The sequence below is a fragment of the Bacillus sp. 1021 genome (assembly GCF_014534735.1).
Taxonomy (GTDB): domain Bacteria; phylum Bacillota; class Bacilli; order Bacillales; family Bacillaceae; genus Bacillus; species Bacillus siamensis.
On sequence record NZ_JACVSR010000003.1, the window covers coordinates 500,917 to 518,625 of the forward strand.

Below are 17,709 nucleotides of genomic sequence, written 5' to 3' on the forward strand. Positions count from 1 at the left end.
GGCGTATTGAAAAAATAGTCAGAGGGTGAGAACGTTTGAAGAAAAAGAATATCTCCAGTGTTTTTTGGATTGTGATCGTTATCACAGCCGCTGCGGTTTTATGGGGAGTTATTTCACCTGACAGCCTGCAGCAAGTTACAGATACGGCACAACGTTTTGTTACGGATTCTTTCGGCTGGTATTATCTGCTGGCCGTTTCAATATTTGTCGGTTTCTGTCTCTTTCTCATCGTGAGTCCGATCGGCAAAATAAAACTCGGAAAACCCGGGGAAAAACCGGAATTCGGCTTATTATCATGGTTTGCCATGCTATTCAGCGCAGGCATGGGAATCGGCCTGGTATTTTACGGGGCTGCGGAACCGATCAGCCATTACGCGATCAGCTCTCCCTCAGGTGAAACAGAAACGCCCCAAGCTTTTCGTGATGCGCTCCGGTATACGTTTTTCCATTGGGGGCTGCACGCTTGGGCCATATACGCCGTCGTCGCTTTATGTATCGCATATTTTCAATTCAGAAAAGATGCCCCCGGTTTGATCAGCAGCACACTGACACCGATTTTAGGCGATAAAGTGAACGGTCCGATCGGCAAGACGATTGACTGTATCGCCGTATTTGCAACGGTTGTCGGTGTGGCGACAAGCTTGGGGCTCGGCGCGACTCAGATTAACGGCGGTCTGCATTATTTATTCGGCATTCCGAAGACATTTTCCATTCAGCTGATCTTGATCGTTGTCGTGACCGTGCTTTTCTTAATTTCTGCGTGGAGCGGAATCGGCAAGGGAATTAAATACTTAAGCAATACCAACATGGTACTCGCGGGTATATTAATGCTTTTCATGCTCATTGTAGGCCCGACGGTGCTGATTATGAACTCATTTACCGATTCTATCGGCCAGTACATCCAAAATATCGTGCAGATGAGCTTCCGCTTGTCACCGAATGATCCCCAAAAACGCGAATGGATTAACAGCTGGACCATTTTCTATTGGGCCTGGTGGATTTCCTGGTCTCCGTTTGTCGGCATTTTTATCGCCCGTGTATCAAGGGGCCGGACCATCCGGGAATTTTTAATCGGTGTGTTAGTGACACCTTGTATATTGGCCTTTTTATGGTTTGCGATTTTCGGCGTATCTGCAATGGATCTTCAGCAGAAAGGCGTCTTCAATGTCGCCGGATTGTCGACGGATACGATGCTGTTCGGCGCTCTCAGCCACTACCCGCTCACAATGGTGACATCCGTGTTGACGCTTGTTCTGATCGCTGTATTTTTTATTACATCAGCCGATTCAGCGACATTTGTGCTTGGAATGCAGACGACTTACGGCTCGTTGGACCCTTCAAACCGGGTGAAAGTCACATGGGGCATTATCCAGTCTGCCGTGGCAGCGGTTTTATTATATTCCGGCGGCCTTGCCGCACTGCAAAACACGGCCATTCTCGCTGCGGTTCCGTTTTCAGTCGTAATCCTTCTGATGATCGTGTCTCTGTACAAATCATTAGCGAGCGAAAGAAAAGGAATCAAACAAGCGGAGAAATACCAAAAGCCGAGAAGTCCCCGCGTCAAAAAAGCATAATGCACAGTGAAGCCCGGCCATTCGTCCGGGCTTCTTTATTTCCGATATAAAATGAGAGCGGAAAAACAATAAAGCTGCTCCCCTTCCGGATCACAAGCTGCCGCTACCGTATATTTGATATCAACGAGCTGTTCTTCAGAAATCCCCTTTAAAAATGAATTGACTTCAGTCTGCAAATCCTTTTCATGCTCCTCATCAAACACAGCTATCTTCAGCACGTCATCCTCTCCTTTCCCTATCAATTTATTCCGGTAGAAATGAATTATGATAGAGAATAAACAAGTTTTTCTTTTTTACTGATCTTTACTAAAAATAACTGAAAATCGTTATTGAAAACGCTTACTAACATGTGATAATATCACTTTAACCATAACCAGTTCATTTCTATTTAGAAAATTTTTAGTAAAAAGGAGATGCAAAATGGTCCGTCTCAAAGATATTGCCTTACAAGCATCTGTATCCAGTGCGACAGTATCAAGAATTTTGAACAGAGATGACTCTTTGGCCGTGACTGAAGAAACAAGAGAAAAAGTCCTGCGGATCGCCGATGAGCTCGGCTATCAGCCGGCGGCAAAAAAACGAAAGAACCGCAGCCGCAGCGATTCAGCGCCTCTGATCGGCGTTGTCAGCTGTCTGTCACCGGAGGAAGAACGGCAGGATCCTTATTTCTCAGCGATCAGAAAAGGCATTGAAGAAGAATGTTTTGAACAAAAAATCTTTATCACTTCTTCTATCCATCTCGGTTCTTTCCAAGAGCAATTATTTCACGATTTGGACGGTGTGATCGTAATCGGCAGCCTCCAAGACGAGGCGCTTACGAATATCTGCGCCGCTTTCAGGCACGCCGTATTTGTCAACGGCACACCCGATCCCTCTCGCTACGACTCCGTCAGCGTGGATTTTTATGCCGCAGCGCAAAAGGCGATAGAACATCTGCTGTCACTCGGCTATCAGCGGCTTGGCTATATTGGCGGCCGTGAACGGGAGCATACCGTCATAAATGGTGTAAACAGCAATCAAACGATTGAAGATAAGCGTCTGACCGCTTTTTTACAAATGGCCGGCGCCGAGCCGGAGCATGTGCTGGTAGGCGAATACAGCATGCACGAAGGTTTCCGGCTGATGAAGGAAGCCATCAAAAGCGGGAGTCTGCCTGACGCTTTCTTTATCGCAAGTGATTCAATGGCCGTTGGCGCTTTAAAAGCCTTGCAAGAAGCCGGCCTTCAAGTTCCCCGTGATACAGCGATTGTCAGCTTCAATGGCATTGATGAAGCAGAATACGCCAGCACGCCGTTATCAACGGTAAAAGTATACACGGAAGAGATGGGCCGGACGGGCGTCAAACTGCTTCTCGACCGTTTAAATGGCAGAACCGTCCCGCTGGCCGTGACGCTTCCCACTTCACTGATTGTCAGACAAAGCTGCGGTTCACAAGAAAGGAGGTGACGTTTCCCGCAGCGTTTATATCATATTTAAAGGAGGAAAAGATGAAACGCTTACTGGTTTTGTTTCTTTCTTTTACTTGTATGGTACTTACCGGCTGCTCGGCAAAAGAGAGCAGCTCAGGAGAAAAGCAGAAAACCTTGACAGTCTATTCCACCATTTCCTCAGACAGCGAACGCACCGTATTCAGAAAATTGGCTGATGCATTCCAAAAAGAACATCCGGACATTCAAGTAAACGTTCATTTCCCAGGCAATGACTACGAAAATATGATGAGGGTCCGAATGGCGGCCGATGACATGCCTGATCTTTTCGACACGCACGGCTGGGCCAAACTCCGCTACGGAGAATATACAGCCGATCTCAGCGGGATGTCTTGGACGAAGCGGCTCGATCCGAATTTAAACAGCATGCTTAAGGACGCCAAAGGCAGAATATACGCCTTCCCTCTGAATCAGGCAAAGGACGGACTGGCCTACAACCGTACGTTGTTGGAAAAGTACGGCATTAAACCGCCGGAAACGATGGATGATTTGATGAAGGCACTGAGACAGGTTAAAGAAAAAAGCGGCGGAACAGTCACCCCCTTCTGGTTTGCCGGTTATGAAAAAAGTTCATTTGCCCAATATTACGATCAATTCGCCGCACCGCTTCTCATTACAGATCCCGCTCACCGTCACAAAAAACAGCTGTTAAACGGAACCTTCCGCTGGACACACTTCACCTATTTATCTGACAGACTGAAAGAGATGCAAAAGGAAAATCTGCTTAATATAGATGTCGTGACGGCAAAACGGTCCCAGCTCATCGAACTGATGGCGCAAAACAAAATCGCCTTTACGCTGCAGGGCGGCACCCTCGGCCAAGACGTCGCTCAAATCAATCCGAAGGTAAAAGTCGGCATTATACCGACCCCGGCCGTCCACAAGGGAGACGCACCGGTATGGATCGGGGGCGAACGTTATACGCTTGCGGCATCCAAAGATTCCCCGCGGCTTGAAGAAGCGAAACAGTTTATCGCGTTTATGGCCCGTCCCGAAAACGCAAAGTCAATTGCCGAAGCGACCTCGCTCCCGGCCGGATTAGTGAATGTGCAAACGGACATTTTCTATGCAAATGACTATAAGCGCTATCAGCATATTAAGGTACAGCCTTATTTCGACCGCCATTATTTGCCGAACGGAATGTGGGATGTGATGGGAACAGCCGGACAGGAGCTGATGGCTGATATTTTAACTCCTGCTGAAATTTCGGCGAAACTCGGCAGAGAATATAAACGGCTCCGTCTTCAGTCTGATTCACAAGGAGCTGAAAAAGAATGAGTAATCTTGCAAGAGAAACCGCCGGATATCAAAATAAGAAACCTGTAAAACCCGCGTCACTATGGTGGATGTACGTCCCTGCTCTTGCCACGGTTTTTATTTTTATGATTTTTCCGTTTGTCAAAGGCGCTTTTATCACATTTACAAACTGGAACGGTTTTTCGCAGACGTATCAGTGGGTGGGTATCACTCAATATAAAAGGCTTTTTACAGACCCGGACACGTGGCTCGTTGTGAAAAACACTTTGCTTTACGGACTCGGAAGCACTTTTTTTCAGAATATGCTCGGACTTTTATATGCTTTGCTTTTGAATCAGAGCTTAAAAATGAAGGCGATCACAAGAACGATCGTCTACCTGCCCGTCATTATCAGTCCGCTGATTATGGGATACATTTGGTATTTTATTTTCTCATATGACGGGGGCGCGCTGAATGATGTGCTTGGCGCGCTGGGGGCCGGTTCTGTCAATGCCTTGGCAAGTCCGTCGGCGAACCCTTGGATTATCGTCATGATTAACACCTATCAATACGCAGGCATTGCGATGATTGTGTATTTGGCGGGGCTGCAAAGCATTCCGAAAGATTATTACGAAGCGGCAAAAATGGATGGCGCGGGCGGTCTTCAGCCGTTTTTCACCATTACCCTGCCTTTACTGATGCCGGCTGTCACCATCAATATGGTCATCAATATCATCGGGGGGCTGAAACTGTTTGATGTTATTTTCGCCCTGACTGCAGGCGGGCCGGGCAATTCTTCTCAATCAATGTCGACGTTTATGTATGATTTATATTTTAAACGGCAGGATGCGGGATATGCCGCCGCCCAAGGTGTGTTTATGTCCGTTATTATTCTCGTCATCAGCTTTACCGCTCTCGTGTATTTCAAGCGAAAGGAGACGGAAATGTCATGAAAACAGCCCGAATGCAGATCTTTACCCTGTTGGCTGCCGTCATCTCATGCGTTCATATTGTCCCCTTTTACATTCTGCTGACCACGTCCTTAAAAGCAAAAGGAGACTACAGTTCAAAATGGTCGCTGCCTTCCGCTTTTTCTTTTCAGAATTTTCGTGAAGCATGGGAGCGGGCCTCTCTTGGGCAATCCTTTCTGAACACGATCATCATTACGGCCGTTTCCGCCGCTTTGTTAATTTTTATGGGTTCGCTTGCCGCATATCCGCTTGCAAGAAGAAATACGAAGCTGAATAAAATCGTCTTCGGCCTTTTGATTTCAATCATGATTATCCCGCCTTTGACTTCCATGGTTCCTTTATACAAGATGGTCGCTGATGCGGGGCTGATCAATACGCATGCCGCAGCCATTCTCATTAATACGGCTGCATATATGCCGCTGACCGTTTTCTTATATTCAGGATTTATCCGCTCTTCCATTCCGAAAGAGCTTGAGGAAGCGGCCCGGATGGACGGCGCGGGATTGATCAGGACTTTCTATACGATCGTGTTTCCCTTGTTGAAACCGATTACCGCAACAGTCTGCATCATTTCCTGCGTGTTTATCTGGAACGATTACCAATTTGCGATTTTCTTTTTACAAGATCAAAAGGTGCAGACATTGACCGTGGCTATGGCGGGATTTTTCGGCGAAAATGCGAACAATCTCCACTTAGTCGCCGCAGCCGCGATTATGGCGATGCTGCCGATGGTCGTTTTGTTTTTGGCGCTTCAAAAATATTTTATCGCAGGGCTGTCCTCCGGGGCGGTTAAAGGCTGAAAAGAAAAGGGAGGAATTTCTGTTGAAGAAAATTACGTTTATCGGAGCCGGAAGCACGATTTTCGCAAAAAATGTGCTGGGAGACTGTTTACTGACTGAAGCTTTAAACGGATTTGAATTCGCGCTTTACGATATTGATGCTGTGCGGCTGAAAGAATCCCAGCTCATGCTTGAAAATATGAGAGACCGATATAATACAAGCGTTTCTATCATCTCTTACGATGACCGAAAACAGGCGCTTAAACACGCCGGCTATGTGATAAATGCCATTCAGGTCGGCGGCTATAAACCCGCAACGGTCATCGACTTTGACATTCCGAAGCGGTACGGCCTCCGCCAGACGATCGCCGATACTGTCGGAATAGGCGGCATTTTCCGCTCCCTCCGCACCATCCCCGTTTTATTTGATATCGCAAAAGACATGGAGGAAGTCTGTCCGGATGCATGGCTGTTAAACTATACAAATCCGATGGCTTCTCTGACCGGCGCGATGCTCAGACATACAAATGTGCAAACGGTCGGCCTGTGCCACAGCGTGCAGGTCTGTACGAAAGATCTGTTTGACTCACTCGGCATGGATCACGAAGGTACGGAAGAACGCATTGCCGGCATCAACCACATGGCTTGGCTCTTGGAGATCAAAAAAGACGGAATTGATCTATATCCGGAAATTAAAAGACGTGCCCGCGAAAAACAAAAGACGAAACATAAAGACATGGTTCGATTTGAGCTGATGGATAAGTTCGGCTGCTATGTCACGGAATCATCTGAGCATAATGCCGAATATCACCCGTATTTTATAAAAAGCCGATATCCGGAGTTGATAGACGAACTCCAAATTCCGCTTGATGAATATCCGAGGAGATGCGCAGAACAAATCAAAAATTGGGAAACGATGAGAGACGGCATCATCAACAATCAAAACCTGACGCATGAACGCTCGAAAGAATACGGTTCGAGAATTATAGAAGCGATGGAGACAGGGCATCCGTTTATGTTCGGCGGCAATGTGCTGAATACGGGGCTGATACCGAATCTGCCGGCGAAAGCGATCGTAGAAGTGCCGTGCGCCGCCGTCAAAAATCAAATGATGCCGTGCTATTCAGGCGAACTTCCGGAACAGCTCGCGGCGCTCAACAGAACGAACATCAACACACAGCTTTTAACCATTGAAGCGGCCGTCACTTTAAAAAAGGAAGCCGTCTATCAGGCGGCGATGCTTGATCCGCATACGAGCGCCGAGCTTTCCATGAATGACATCATATCTTTGTGCGATGACTTATTTGAAGCGCACAAAGACTGGCTTCCGGCTTATCACTGATCATTCGCGATCCGGCCCTTGAGGGGGCCGGACGCTTTATATGTTCAGCACCAGTTTGACCGTCTGTAAGGTGTGTCCTTTAAAGTCTTCTTCAAATTCACATACCCATTGAAATCCTTTAGCCTGATAAAAGGACAGGGCGGGGCGGTTCTCTTTTTCTGCATGGACATAAAGCTCTTTTATCCCGCCGGACTGTCTGATGCATTCTTTAAGAAGTGCCGTGCCTATCCCGCTTCCCTGACAATCCGGATCAATATAAATGGCGGCGAGCTCCGCTTTCCCGTCTTTTTGAACCGGGGTGGCATTTGCAAAACCGAGATGTTTTCCCTCTTTTTCTTCTGCCACAAGGAACAGTGAATGACGAAGCCGGCGTTCCATCATCTCATCCTGATAGGCGGATTCGAGAAACTGATCCTGAATGTGTCTGGGGATAATCCCTTCATACGTATGATGCCAGCTTCGTTCCGCGATTTGCCGGACCTGTTTGATATCACTTGCTTTCATAGCGCGTATGACCGGTTTCACCTGATCGCCTCCCGTTTTTTTCTATAAAAAAAGAAGAAAAGACGTGCATCCCTTTTCTTCTTTCACTTCAAAACGTTATTTCTTCGGCTTTGTTTCGCCTTCCCATTCCAGCATTCCGCCTTCAACATTAACCGTACGGAAGCCTTGCTCATGTAAATACATACAAACGTTCATGCTTCTTTTTCCGGAACGGCAGATAAATACATATTCCTTGTCCTTGTCAAACGCATCCATCTTTTCTGGGATGTCCCCCATGCGGATATGAACAGCCTGCGGAATCATTCCTTCGGCGACTTCTTCATCTTCTCTGACATCAATCAGATACAGCTCTTCTCCCGCTTTTAATTTTTCTTCAAGTGCGGCTGTGCTGATTTCATTTATTTTCAATATGTGACACTCCCATTCATCTTTATGGTGTAAGTATACCAAAGCCCGCGGTGCGATTTCTATGATAGAGGCCTGATAAAAAATCCCCTCTCTGTAGGAGAGGGGATTCGTCCGGTCAGTTTGCGACGATATTGACAAGCTTGCCCGGTACGGCAATGATTTTTCGGATCGTTTTTCCTTCAAGCTGCTCTTTTACTTTTTCGTCAGCTTGTGCGAGCTGTTCTAATGCTGCTTTATCAGCATCAGCCGGAACCATTAATTTCGCTTTTACTTTTCCGTTCAGCTGGACGACGATTTCCACTTCATCATCCACCAGTTTTGATTCGTCATAAGCAGGCCAGGCTTCGTATGCAATCGAACCTTCGTGGCCGAGCTTTTCCCACAGTTCTTCCGCCAAATGCGGCGCAACAGGAGAAAGCAGCTTCACAAAGCCTTCGACATATTCTCTCGGCAGTTCATTCGCTTTGTAGGCTTCATTAATGAAGACCATCAGCTGAGAGATGCCCGTATTAAAGCGAAGAGCTTCGTAGTTTTCTGTCACTTTCATAACCGTTTCATGATAGACGCGCTCAAGAGTTTCGCCCGCGCCTTCTGTCACTTTGCCCGTCAGCTCGCCGTTTTCTTCGATAAACAAACGCCATACACGGTCAAGGAAGCGGCGCGCTCCGTCAAGACCTGATTCAGACCAGGCGATAGATGCGTCAAGAGGCCCCATAAACATTTCGTACAGGCGGAGCGTATCTGCTCCGTGAGACGCCACAATTTCATCCGGATTAACGACGTTTCCGCGGGATTTACTCATTTTTTCATTATTTTCCCCGAGAATCATTCCTTGGTTATACAGCTTTTGGAACGGTTCTTTCGTCGGTACGACACCGATATCATAGAGGAATTTATGCCAGAAACGCGCGTACAGAAGGTGAAGCACGGCATGCTCCGCTCCTCCGATGTAAATATCGACAGGCAGCCATTTATCCAGTTTCTCAGGTGAAGCGAGCTGATCCGGATTTTTCGGGTCGATAAAGCGAAGGAAATACCAGCAGCTTCCTGCCCATTGCGGCATCGTGTTCGTTTCTCTTCTGCCTTTTCTGCCCGTTTCAGGATCAGTGACCTCTACCCACTCTTTAATGTTGGCAAGCGGTGATTCACCTGTTCCGCTCGGTTTGATCTCATCGGTTTTCGGCAGAATCAGCGGCAGCTCTTCTGCCGGAACGGCTGTTGAAGTGCCGTCTTCCCAATGAATGACCGGAATCGGCTCGCCCCAATAGCGCTGGCGGCTGAACAGCCAATCACGCAGACGGTATGTCACTTTTTTCTCACCGTTTTTCGTTTCTTCAAGCCATGCGATCATTTTTTCAATCGCTTCCGCTTTATTCAGTCCGTTCAGAAAGCCGGAATTGATATGTTCTCCGTCTCCCGTGTACGCTTCCTCTTCCGTGTTTCCGCCTTTTACGACTTCTTTGACAGGCAGGCTGAACACTTTGGCGAATTCAAAATCGCGTTCATCATGCGCCGGCACGGCCATTACAGCGCCCGTTCCATAAGAGGCGAGGACATAATCAGCTATCCAGATCGGCAGCTTTTCCCCGTTTGCCGGGTTTACCGCATATGCGCCCGTGAAGACGCCTGTTTTTGTTTTCGCAAGATCCGTCCGTTCCAGGTCACTTTTCGCCTGAACTTCTTTAATATAAGCGTCTACCGCTTCTCTTTGTTCAGCCGTCGTGATGGCCTCCACAAGCTCATGCTCTGGAGCCAGCACGGCATAAGCCGCGCCGAACAGCGTGTCCGGTCTTGTCGTAAACACCGTGAATGTGTCGTCAGTGCCGTCGATCGCGAAATGGACGTTTGCGCCTTCTGAGCGTCCGATCCAGTTGCGCTGCATGTCTTTAATGCTTTCAGGCCAGTCAAGCTCTTCTAAATCTTCAAGAAGCCTGTCCGCATAAGCAGTGATTTTCAGCATCCATTGTCTCATCGGGCGGCGTTCAACCGGATGGCCGCCCCGCTCGCTTTTGCCGTCAATGACTTCTTCGTTCGCAAGCACCGTTCCGAGTGCCGGGCACCAGTTGACCGGCACTTCGTCTACATAAGCGAGACCTTTTTCATACAGCTTGGTGAAGATCCACTGCGTCCACTTGTAGTAGTCAGGATCAGTCGTATTGATTTCACGATCCCAATCATATGAAAAACCGAGCGATTGGATCTGGCGGCGGAAATTATCGATATTGTGTTTCGTAAACTCAGCCGGATCATTCCCCGTGTCAAGCGCGTATTGCTCGGCGGGAAGCCCGAACGCGTCCCATCCCATCGGATGAAGCACGTTGTACCCTTGCATGCGTCTCATGCGTGAAAGAATGTCGGTTGCCGTATAGCCTTCCGGATGCCCGACATGAAGGCCGGCTCCTGAAGGATACGGGAACATGTCAAGCGCGTAAAACTTCGGCTTGTCACTCTCTTCGCTGACGGCGAACGTTTTATGCTCCAACCAGTAATTCTGCCATTTCTTTTCTATTTTTTCGTGCTGAAAACTCAACGCAAAAACCTCCTTCTGATTGAATACGGCGTATGTAGTCCAAGTATTGACGGGATAAGGAAGATGATATTCAGATTATTCTAAAACTAAAAAAAACTCCCTCATCCCAAAAAGGGACGAGAGATTTTTGTTTCCCGCGGTACCACCCTCGTTAGCGCGGTTTTAAGCCGCACTCACTTGATACTTTTAACGCAGTTATGCGTCAGCGGTTTTGCCGCTGCAACTCTGAGGCGAGTTCGGAAACAGACTTGATTGACTTGCACCGGCCGTCAACTCTCTGACTGCAAAATCTGCTTCTTACTGCTCCTCTTCACTGTTCTTATCGCTACCGTAATCTTACCTGTATTTTATAGAATTCTGTTCATAAGTGCAAGCAGGTTTGTATACAATGGGAATGTACCCAGAACGGGTCATGAGCGGGGATATTATTTTGATGGAGGATTTTTTTGCTGGTGTGGTTTTGCTTCGGCCGAATCACTGTTTTGTTCCCTGACAAAATCAAAGCTCCTGAGAACAGCTTCTCCGCCGTAGCCTGCGATTATGGATAAGATGACGAGTTGAATTCCTGAATCGGGGTTAGCGGATAAGACAAGTAAGATGGAAGCAGCCATTCCGATAAAACCATCTTCCAAAAAACCGAGATAGATAAACCGCTTTGTCATTCTGGGTTTCTCCAGCCTGCCTCTCTTTTTCACATGACCGAGAACCCCCATGATTCCTCCAATTACACAAGCAATAATTACCTGATGCAGCATCTTCATCACCTTCCTAAAGCCCTTATTTAGTAAAGCGACTTCAGGCCATCCAGCCCCCTTACGAATACGATGATTTTCGATATCTACATACCGGCGAATGAGCAGGAAAGTAAAAAGCTTGTTTCTTCCATTATATGTGAACACATGATCGGTAAGCTTGATGCATTAGATTCATTTTTCACCCAGTGACAATGACCTAGTCACTTACTTAGCGATGATGTGCCTTCCCCTTATATATTCAGTGTATATGAGGACAAGCCCGAATGACAAATTGCAAACTGCGGCTGCTTGAAACAGAACATGTGTTATGCTACGGTTACTGTAGATTCATTTAAAAAGGGGAGAAACAATGGCTGAAAAAAGTGCGCAGCTTTACGGCCAAAAGGGGGTTTTATATGGCTGACTCAAATGTACTCGGAAATCTGGAGCAGCTGGAGCTTATCAAAAAGGCGCTTGATCACGCACGCATCGGCGTGGTGATTACAGACCCCTCTCTTGAGGACAATCCCATCATTTATACGAATCAGGGATTTATGGATATGACAGGCTATTCTTCCGAAGAGATATTAGGTAAGAACTGCAGATTTCTGCAAGGAAAAGAAACCGACCGAAAACAAGTCGCGAAAATAAGAAAAGGCCTAAAACATAAAGAAAAGATCACGGTGCGGCTGAAAAATGTCAAAAAAGACGGCACCCCGTTTTGGAATGAACTCAATATTGATCCTCTTTATGTTGAAGACAAGCTCTATTTTGTCGGATTTCAAAAAGACATCACAGAGCAGAAAGAGTACGAAAAGCTTCTTGAGGATTCCCTCGGAGAAATTGCGACGCTGTCAACGCCGATCGTTCCGATTCGAAACGGGATTTCCGCCATGCCGTTAGTGGGGAATTTAACAGAAGAACGATTTGATTCCATTGTGACAACTTTGACAGACATATTAACCGCATCTAAAGATGATTACTTAATTATAGACTTATCAGGTTTGGCTGAGGTAAACGAACAGACCGCAGACCGGATTTTCAAATTGCATCATCTGCTTAATTTAATTGGCACAGAATTGATCATCACCGGTATCAAGCCTTCCCTTGCCATGAAAATGAATCAGCTTGATGCCAGCTTTACTTCATTAAAGACGTATTTAAATGTTAAGGACGCCGTCAACGTGCTTCCGCTCTTATAATCAAAAAATCCCGCCGAAACAGCGGGATTTTTTATGTCGTCATCGCACTTGGACGTTTTGTTTATTAACGGTTTTCAGACGTTTGTCATACAGCACCGTCGCTAGGATGCTGACGACAAGAAGCGCCATCAGGAACAAAAGCAGCACGCTCATGCCGTATTGATCAACCAGCACGCCTCCAAGGAGCGGCCCGATCATTCTGCCGCCCGTCGCCGCACTGTTGACGAACCCTTGGTAAAACCCTTCTTTCCCCTTAGGCGCAAGCTGATTGGCAATAGTAGGCACGGCAGGCCAGACAAGCATTTCTCCGATCGTTAAAATCACCATCGCGGTAAGGTACATCGGAAAGTGCTTGGCGCCAAGGAGCACGCCGAACGAGACGATAAAAATACAAAAGCCGATGACCATCTGCGTTTTTAACGCCCCGGACCATTTTTTCAGAACAGCACCTATAAGCGGCTGTCCGGCGACAATCAGTATTCCGTTTACGGTCCAGAGCACACTGTATAATGAAAGCGGCATACCGATGCTTTGAGTATGTGACGCAACGGTTGTGGACCACTGCGAATAGGCAATCCACCCGAGAACATACCCCCCGCTCAGTATAAGAAGCGCCGTAAATTTCGTTCTGCTGCTGACCGGCTCGTAGTCCAGTACAGAGACCTGGCCCGCATTTCCGGTTTTAATATTTCGAAACCCGAAAAATACGATAAGGAAAAACAGCACATACAGCAAAGCATTGGCTAAAAATACGTACGTAAACGAGTACGCCGCAACCATTCCGCCGAGTGCTGAACCGACCGCGACACCTGCATTCTGAGCTACATAAATCGCATTAAAAGCTCTCCGTCCGCCCTCTTTCCAGACCGCTCCCGCCATGGCGTAGCTGGCCGGAAACACGATGCCGGAACCGAACCCGACAATGACGAGCAGCCAAATATAAACGGGCCATTGGTGAAACAGAACGAGTCCGAGAAGACTTGCCAAGGTGATGATAATACCCAGCATAATGGATTTGAATCCGCCGATTTTATCAAACAAAAATCCGCCGCATAAATTCCCCGCCACACTGGCTCCGGAATTCAGCATCAGAACAACCCCCGCGACAGTCAGCGATTTCCCTAAATGATTATGAATATAGATCGTATTCAGCGGCCACAAAAAAGATGCGCCCGTCACATTGATAAACATTCCGATAATTAATATCTTCAAAGCGCGCGGCATACCGATCCCCCTTTCTCTATAAAAAAACCCATGAAAAAACGGAAACCGCAAGCTGCAGCTCCGTATCGATCACGTTATCATAGCAGATTCATTTTATCGCCGCGGACGCCTTTTTACAACATCAGAATCTGAAAAAAATAATGCCGGAATGTTGAAAAAATTACAAATGATCGGCTTCACAAACATAAACGGGATTCATGCTCTTTTTCTCAGCAGCCAAAACGGAATATACAGAATGAAAAAGCTCAGCATCACCGCAGCTTCCATTGAAAGAAGATACCACGGCCAAGGGCCGAGAACATTCAGAAGCGAAGCGGTCTTCGGTTTTTTCATTAAATAGAGGTAGTTTGCATTCAGCACATGGTCAATCAAAAAGACACACGCCCCGTACAGATTTACGGTCAGCAATGACACCCAGAGCGCGCGCACCGACGGCCTGTACTTTTGGGCACCGGCCATAAACAGACAGGCTAGAAACACACAGCCGTGCGAGATGAAAAATACGATGTACCGAAAATGAGGGAAAGAATACGCCCCTAAATCAGGTGTGGCCATCGCTTGTATGGCGCTGCCCAAGCCGGCAAAATAGAGAAAGGCGAACAGCTTTTTGCTTTTTGTCATGACCATCAGCATCGCCAAATAGACGGAAAGGTCGCTCAGCTGCAGCGGCAGAGATGTTTTCAGCGACCAGGCATGATGCCATAGCAGCCATATATGATAGCTGATCTGCGACACGGCTAGAAGAATGAACAGCACATATCGGAAAACGCGATTCGGCCGGCCGTGATGGAGCGTTTTCCGGAATACGATCACGCCCGCCCCCAGCAATCCGATGATCAAAAGCGTGAAAATGTGCTCCATGGAAAAAAGATGAAAAGCCCCTGTTTCAGATTTCAATTGAAAATACTTCTGCATAAGGCTCCCCCGCGCGAAAAAATGACGTATGTCTATTCTTTTAAAAATCGCTTTTTTCTATTCATGCAGAAAAAAGCCCCGCACAGCGGGGCTCCTCAACCTGTTTTACAATGCGGACCGAATGACCTTTTTATAATAAAGCACCGACAGCATGCCGAAAATGGAGTACAGCAGCGTATACAGCGCCATGACGATAATCATCGGCGTCCATACTTCCGTTCCGAATAAAAACCACCCTGACTGAACGGCAAAATAGCTGTGGAACAGCCCGAGAACGAGCGGAATGCCGAAATGATACGCCTGCTTCCGACGGATGCCTTTCAGCAGATCTCCCGTTGTGAAGCCGAGCTTCCGCAATATCGTGTAATCAGCCTTCTCATCCTCACACTCACCCATTTGTTTAAAATAAAGGATACAGCCCGAAGTGATCAGAAAGGTTAAGCCTAAAAATCCGACAATAAACATGATCAGCCCCATATTTTTCTTTTGGGTGTCAGCCGTTTCAAACTGTGAAAGGGCGCCGTCTGAATAATGCTGCGCCTGAAACAAGTCATCAGCTTTTTGGATGTCCTCTTCATGTTTGAGTGTAATGCCGAAAAACCGATTTGATTTTCCCTGAATGGACGGGTCGATATCTTTCTCGATCCTGTCAAATACGTGCTGCGTGACGATAACGGTCGGCAGCCCTCCGCTTGTAAATGTATATGACAGGAGGAAGTCGTTCTTCAAGCCCTTATACGCCAGCGGTATTTTATCCGTTTTGCCGTTTATATCAATGGAACCCGACATTTTCAAGTCGAGAAATCTTTTCATCATATCATTATATCCGGTAAACACGGCTTCTCCGTCAGAAAGCTCCGTCCCTTCTGCGTCTTTCTCGCTTATAATCGGCAGCGCCAAGCTGGACGGGTCTTGTTTGAAGCTTTTCATATCGCCGTTTACGATATTCTTCATATTGACACCGGCTTGAATGGTCTTGATTGTTTTTACTTTGTGTTCAATTCCGTTTTTCTTCAATAAAGCGGTAAATGAGTCAGTCTCCTTTTGGTTATCAAACGCAAAGTCCGCGGCTGTATTTTGCTCAGCCGATTTTTCCGCGGAGTAGTACGAGATATAGCTTAAAGACAGTAAACCGATTGCCAGCGCCGAAAGAGTCGTAATAATAGTCAGCAGCACGGCGTTTGACTTCATCCGGAACATGATGGATGACAAAGACAGCACTTCACTGACATTCAGATACCCGCCTTTTGATTTCCGGATGAGATTTGCCAGAAAGCTGACCGAACCTTTATAAAACAGATAGGTTCCGATAATGACCGAGCCGAGAATAAACACCATTGCCGAAAACAGTTCATTCATGGTTGTAAAACTGCCTCCGAATAAATCTGCGGACACGGCATAGCCGGCGATAATGGCCGCGATACCGATGACGCCGATTGTCATCTGCACCCAAGAGAGCCGTCTTATATTGCTTTCTGACGATGACGCGGTTTTAAATAAAGACAAAATGCTTTGCCGTTTAATAAATAAGTAATTCATCATCATAATCAGCACATAAATTGCCCCGAACACAATTAACGTCTGAACGAGCGCCTTGCTTGAAAAAAACAGTGAGACAGAAGCTTTTACACCGACTGTATGAAACAGCATCATCATACATAATTTCGAGAGAGAAAAGCCGGCAAAAATACCGATCCATATCGATCCGAAATACAAAATGAAGTTTTCTGTGCTGAGTATGCGGAAAATGTGCATTTTCGTCATGCCGATTAATCGGAATAAGCCGATTTCCCGGCCGCGGCGTTTGATAAAAATGGTGTTGGCGTATAAAAGAAATACCGACACGATCGCCACAAGCAGTATGGAGGCGGCCCGGATTGCCGCCGCTCCTTTTATGGAGCTTTTCATTTCATCAAGCGCCGGATCGTATTGCATCGTGACAAACGCGAAATAAAGGGCGGCGCTGAACACCAGCGCAAAAACGTAAAGGTAATAGTTTTTCATATTCTTTTTCAGATTCTGGAAGATCAAATGATAAATGCTCATGCCTGAATCCCGCCCAATACACCTTGCGTTTTCATAATATCCTGAAAAAAGTCCGGTCTGTCCTGGCCGCCTTTATTCAGCTGTGTATACACGCGGCCGTCTTTAATGAAAACCACACGGCCGGAATAGCTGGCGGCAACCGGATCATGCGTCACCATCACAATGGTAGCGCGGCGTTTTTGATTCAGGCGGCTGAGTTTATTCAGCAAGTCGGAGGCGGCTTTAGAATCAAGCGCTCCCGTCGGCTCATCAGCAAAAATAATGCCCGGCTCGTGAATAACAGCTCTCGCGGCAGACGTCCGCTGTTTTTGTCCGCCGGAAATTTCACTCGGATACTTATCTCTCAACTCATAGATGCCAAGCTCCTCTGCCGTCTCGGCAAATCGCCGGTCCGCCTCTTTTTTAGGCATTTTCGTAATGGATAACGGCAGGAGTATGTTTTCTTTCACGGTCAGCGTATCCAATAAATTATAATCCTGAAAGATAAAACCGAGGTGCCGTTTTCTGAATTCGGCAAGCTGTTTTTCTTTCATGGATGTGATCTCCGTCTCATTCAGTCTGATCGTGCCCGCGCTCACTTTATCAATAGAAGAAAGCACATTCAAAAGAGTGGTTTTCCCTGATCCTGACGGACCCATAATGCTGACGAATTCCCCTTTTCGGATCTGAAGATCAATTCCTTTCAGCACCTCCTGCTTATTCAGCTTATTTCCGTAGTTTTTTCGAATATTGCCTGCTTCTAAAATCATCTCGTTAC

Annotated in this window: 15 protein-coding genes, 1 pseudogene and 1 other annotated feature; of the genes and pseudogenes, 7 read left to right on the top strand and 9 right to left on the bottom strand. The window is 47.0% G+C overall.

The window, feature by feature from the left end:
- Positions 1-35 precede the first annotated feature (35 nt).
- Entirely contained in the window at positions 36-1,574 is a 1,539-nt protein-coding gene (opuD, locus tag ICW23_RS14205) for a glycine betaine transporter OpuD (protein ID WP_016938521.1), read from the top strand.
- Between the two features lie 35 nt (positions 1,575-1,609).
- Here the strand turns inward: opuD and ICW23_RS14210 are convergent, their stop codons facing one another.
- A complete protein-coding gene (locus ICW23_RS14210) occupies positions 1,610-1,792 on the bottom strand; it encodes a sporulation protein Cse60 (protein ID WP_013353238.1) in 183 nt (60 codons plus the stop codon).
- A gap of 202 nt (positions 1,793-1,994) precedes the next feature.
- Between ICW23_RS14210 and ICW23_RS14215 the strand changes: the two genes are divergently transcribed.
- From ICW23_RS14215 to melA, 5 genes are read left to right on the top strand one after another with little or no spacing between them, the layout of a single operon-like run.
- Positions 1,995-3,020, top strand: coding sequence for a LacI family DNA-binding transcriptional regulator (locus ICW23_RS14215; protein ID WP_188154660.1), 1,026 nt, complete (start codon positions 1,995-1,997; stop codon positions 3,018-3,020).
- 41 nt (positions 3,021-3,061) lie between these two features.
- The gene (locus ICW23_RS14220; protein ID WP_188154661.1) at positions 3,062-4,339 is read left to right on the top strand and encodes an ABC transporter substrate-binding protein; all 1,278 of its coding nucleotides are present in this window, start codon (positions 3,062-3,064) and stop codon (positions 4,337-4,339) included.
- A complete protein-coding gene (locus ICW23_RS14225) occupies positions 4,336-5,250 on the top strand; it encodes a carbohydrate ABC transporter permease (protein ID WP_016938518.1) in 915 nt (304 codons plus the stop codon). The genes ICW23_RS14220 and ICW23_RS14225 overlap by 4 nt, the downstream gene beginning before the upstream one ends.
- A complete protein-coding gene (locus ICW23_RS14230) occupies positions 5,247-6,068 on the top strand; it encodes a carbohydrate ABC transporter permease (RefSeq protein ID WP_016938517.1) in 822 nt (273 codons plus the stop codon). The genes ICW23_RS14225 and ICW23_RS14230 overlap by 4 nt, the downstream gene beginning before the upstream one ends.
- Positions 6,069-6,090: 22 nt before the next feature.
- Complete coding sequence (gene melA, locus ICW23_RS14235; RefSeq protein ID WP_064777617.1) at positions 6,091-7,389, top strand: alpha-galactosidase MelA; 1,299 nt, start codon at positions 6,091-6,093, stop codon at positions 7,387-7,389.
- A 36-nt stretch (positions 7,390-7,425) separates the two neighbouring features.
- Here melA and ICW23_RS14240 read toward each other — a convergent pair whose 3' ends face one another.
- From ICW23_RS14240 to ICW23_RS14255, 4 genes are all read right to left on the bottom strand, one after another.
- Complete coding sequence (locus ICW23_RS14240; RefSeq protein WP_047476820.1) at positions 7,426-7,914, bottom strand: GNAT family N-acetyltransferase; 489 nt, start codon at positions 7,912-7,914, stop codon at positions 7,426-7,428.
- Between the two features lie 75 nt (positions 7,915-7,989).
- Positions 7,990-8,301, bottom strand: a complete 312-nt coding sequence (locus ICW23_RS14245; RefSeq protein WP_016938514.1) for a rhodanese-like domain-containing protein — start codon at positions 8,299-8,301, stop codon at positions 7,990-7,992.
- 115 nt (positions 8,302-8,416) lie between these two features.
- Positions 8,417-10,831, bottom strand: coding sequence for a leucine--tRNA ligase (gene leuS / locus ICW23_RS14250; RefSeq protein ID WP_016938513.1), 2,415 nt, complete (start codon positions 10,829-10,831; stop codon positions 8,417-8,419).
- A 109-nt stretch (positions 10,832-10,940) separates the two neighbouring features.
- Positions 10,941-11,154, bottom strand: a binding site (T-box leader).
- 102 nt (positions 11,155-11,256) lie between these two features.
- Positions 11,257-11,592, bottom strand: a complete 336-nt coding sequence (locus ICW23_RS14255) for a DUF4257 domain-containing protein (protein WP_076982551.1) — start codon at positions 11,590-11,592, stop codon at positions 11,257-11,259.
- A 389-nt stretch (positions 11,593-11,981) separates the two neighbouring features.
- Between ICW23_RS14255 and ytvA the strand changes: the two genes are divergently transcribed.
- The gene (gene ytvA, locus ICW23_RS14260) at positions 11,982-12,767 is read left to right on the top strand and encodes a YtvA family blue-light photoreceptor (protein WP_016938511.1); all 786 of its coding nucleotides are present in this window, start codon (positions 11,982-11,984) and stop codon (positions 12,765-12,767) included.
- Positions 12,768-12,806: 39 nt separating this feature from the next.
- Here ytvA and ICW23_RS14265 read toward each other — a convergent pair whose 3' ends face one another.
- From ICW23_RS14265 to ICW23_RS14280, 4 genes and pseudogenes are all read right to left on the bottom strand, one after another.
- Positions 12,807-13,991, bottom strand: coding sequence for an MDR family MFS transporter (locus ICW23_RS14265; RefSeq protein WP_045926419.1), 1,185 nt, complete (start codon positions 13,989-13,991; stop codon positions 12,807-12,809).
- A 195-nt stretch (positions 13,992-14,186) separates the two neighbouring features.
- Positions 14,187-14,906, bottom strand: coding sequence for a YwaF family protein (locus ICW23_RS14270; RefSeq protein ID WP_188154662.1), 720 nt, complete (start codon positions 14,904-14,906; stop codon positions 14,187-14,189).
- A 105-nt stretch (positions 14,907-15,011) separates the two neighbouring features.
- Positions 15,012-16,952, bottom strand: coding sequence for an ABC transporter permease (locus ICW23_RS14275; RefSeq protein ID WP_188154663.1), 1,941 nt, complete (start codon positions 16,950-16,952; stop codon positions 15,012-15,014).
- Positions 16,945-17,701, bottom strand: a pseudogene (locus ICW23_RS14280) (ABC transporter ATP-binding protein); the annotation flags it as partial. The pseudogene ICW23_RS14280 and the gene ICW23_RS14275, both read right to left, overlap by 8 nt.
- Positions 17,702-17,709 lie beyond the last annotated feature (8 nt).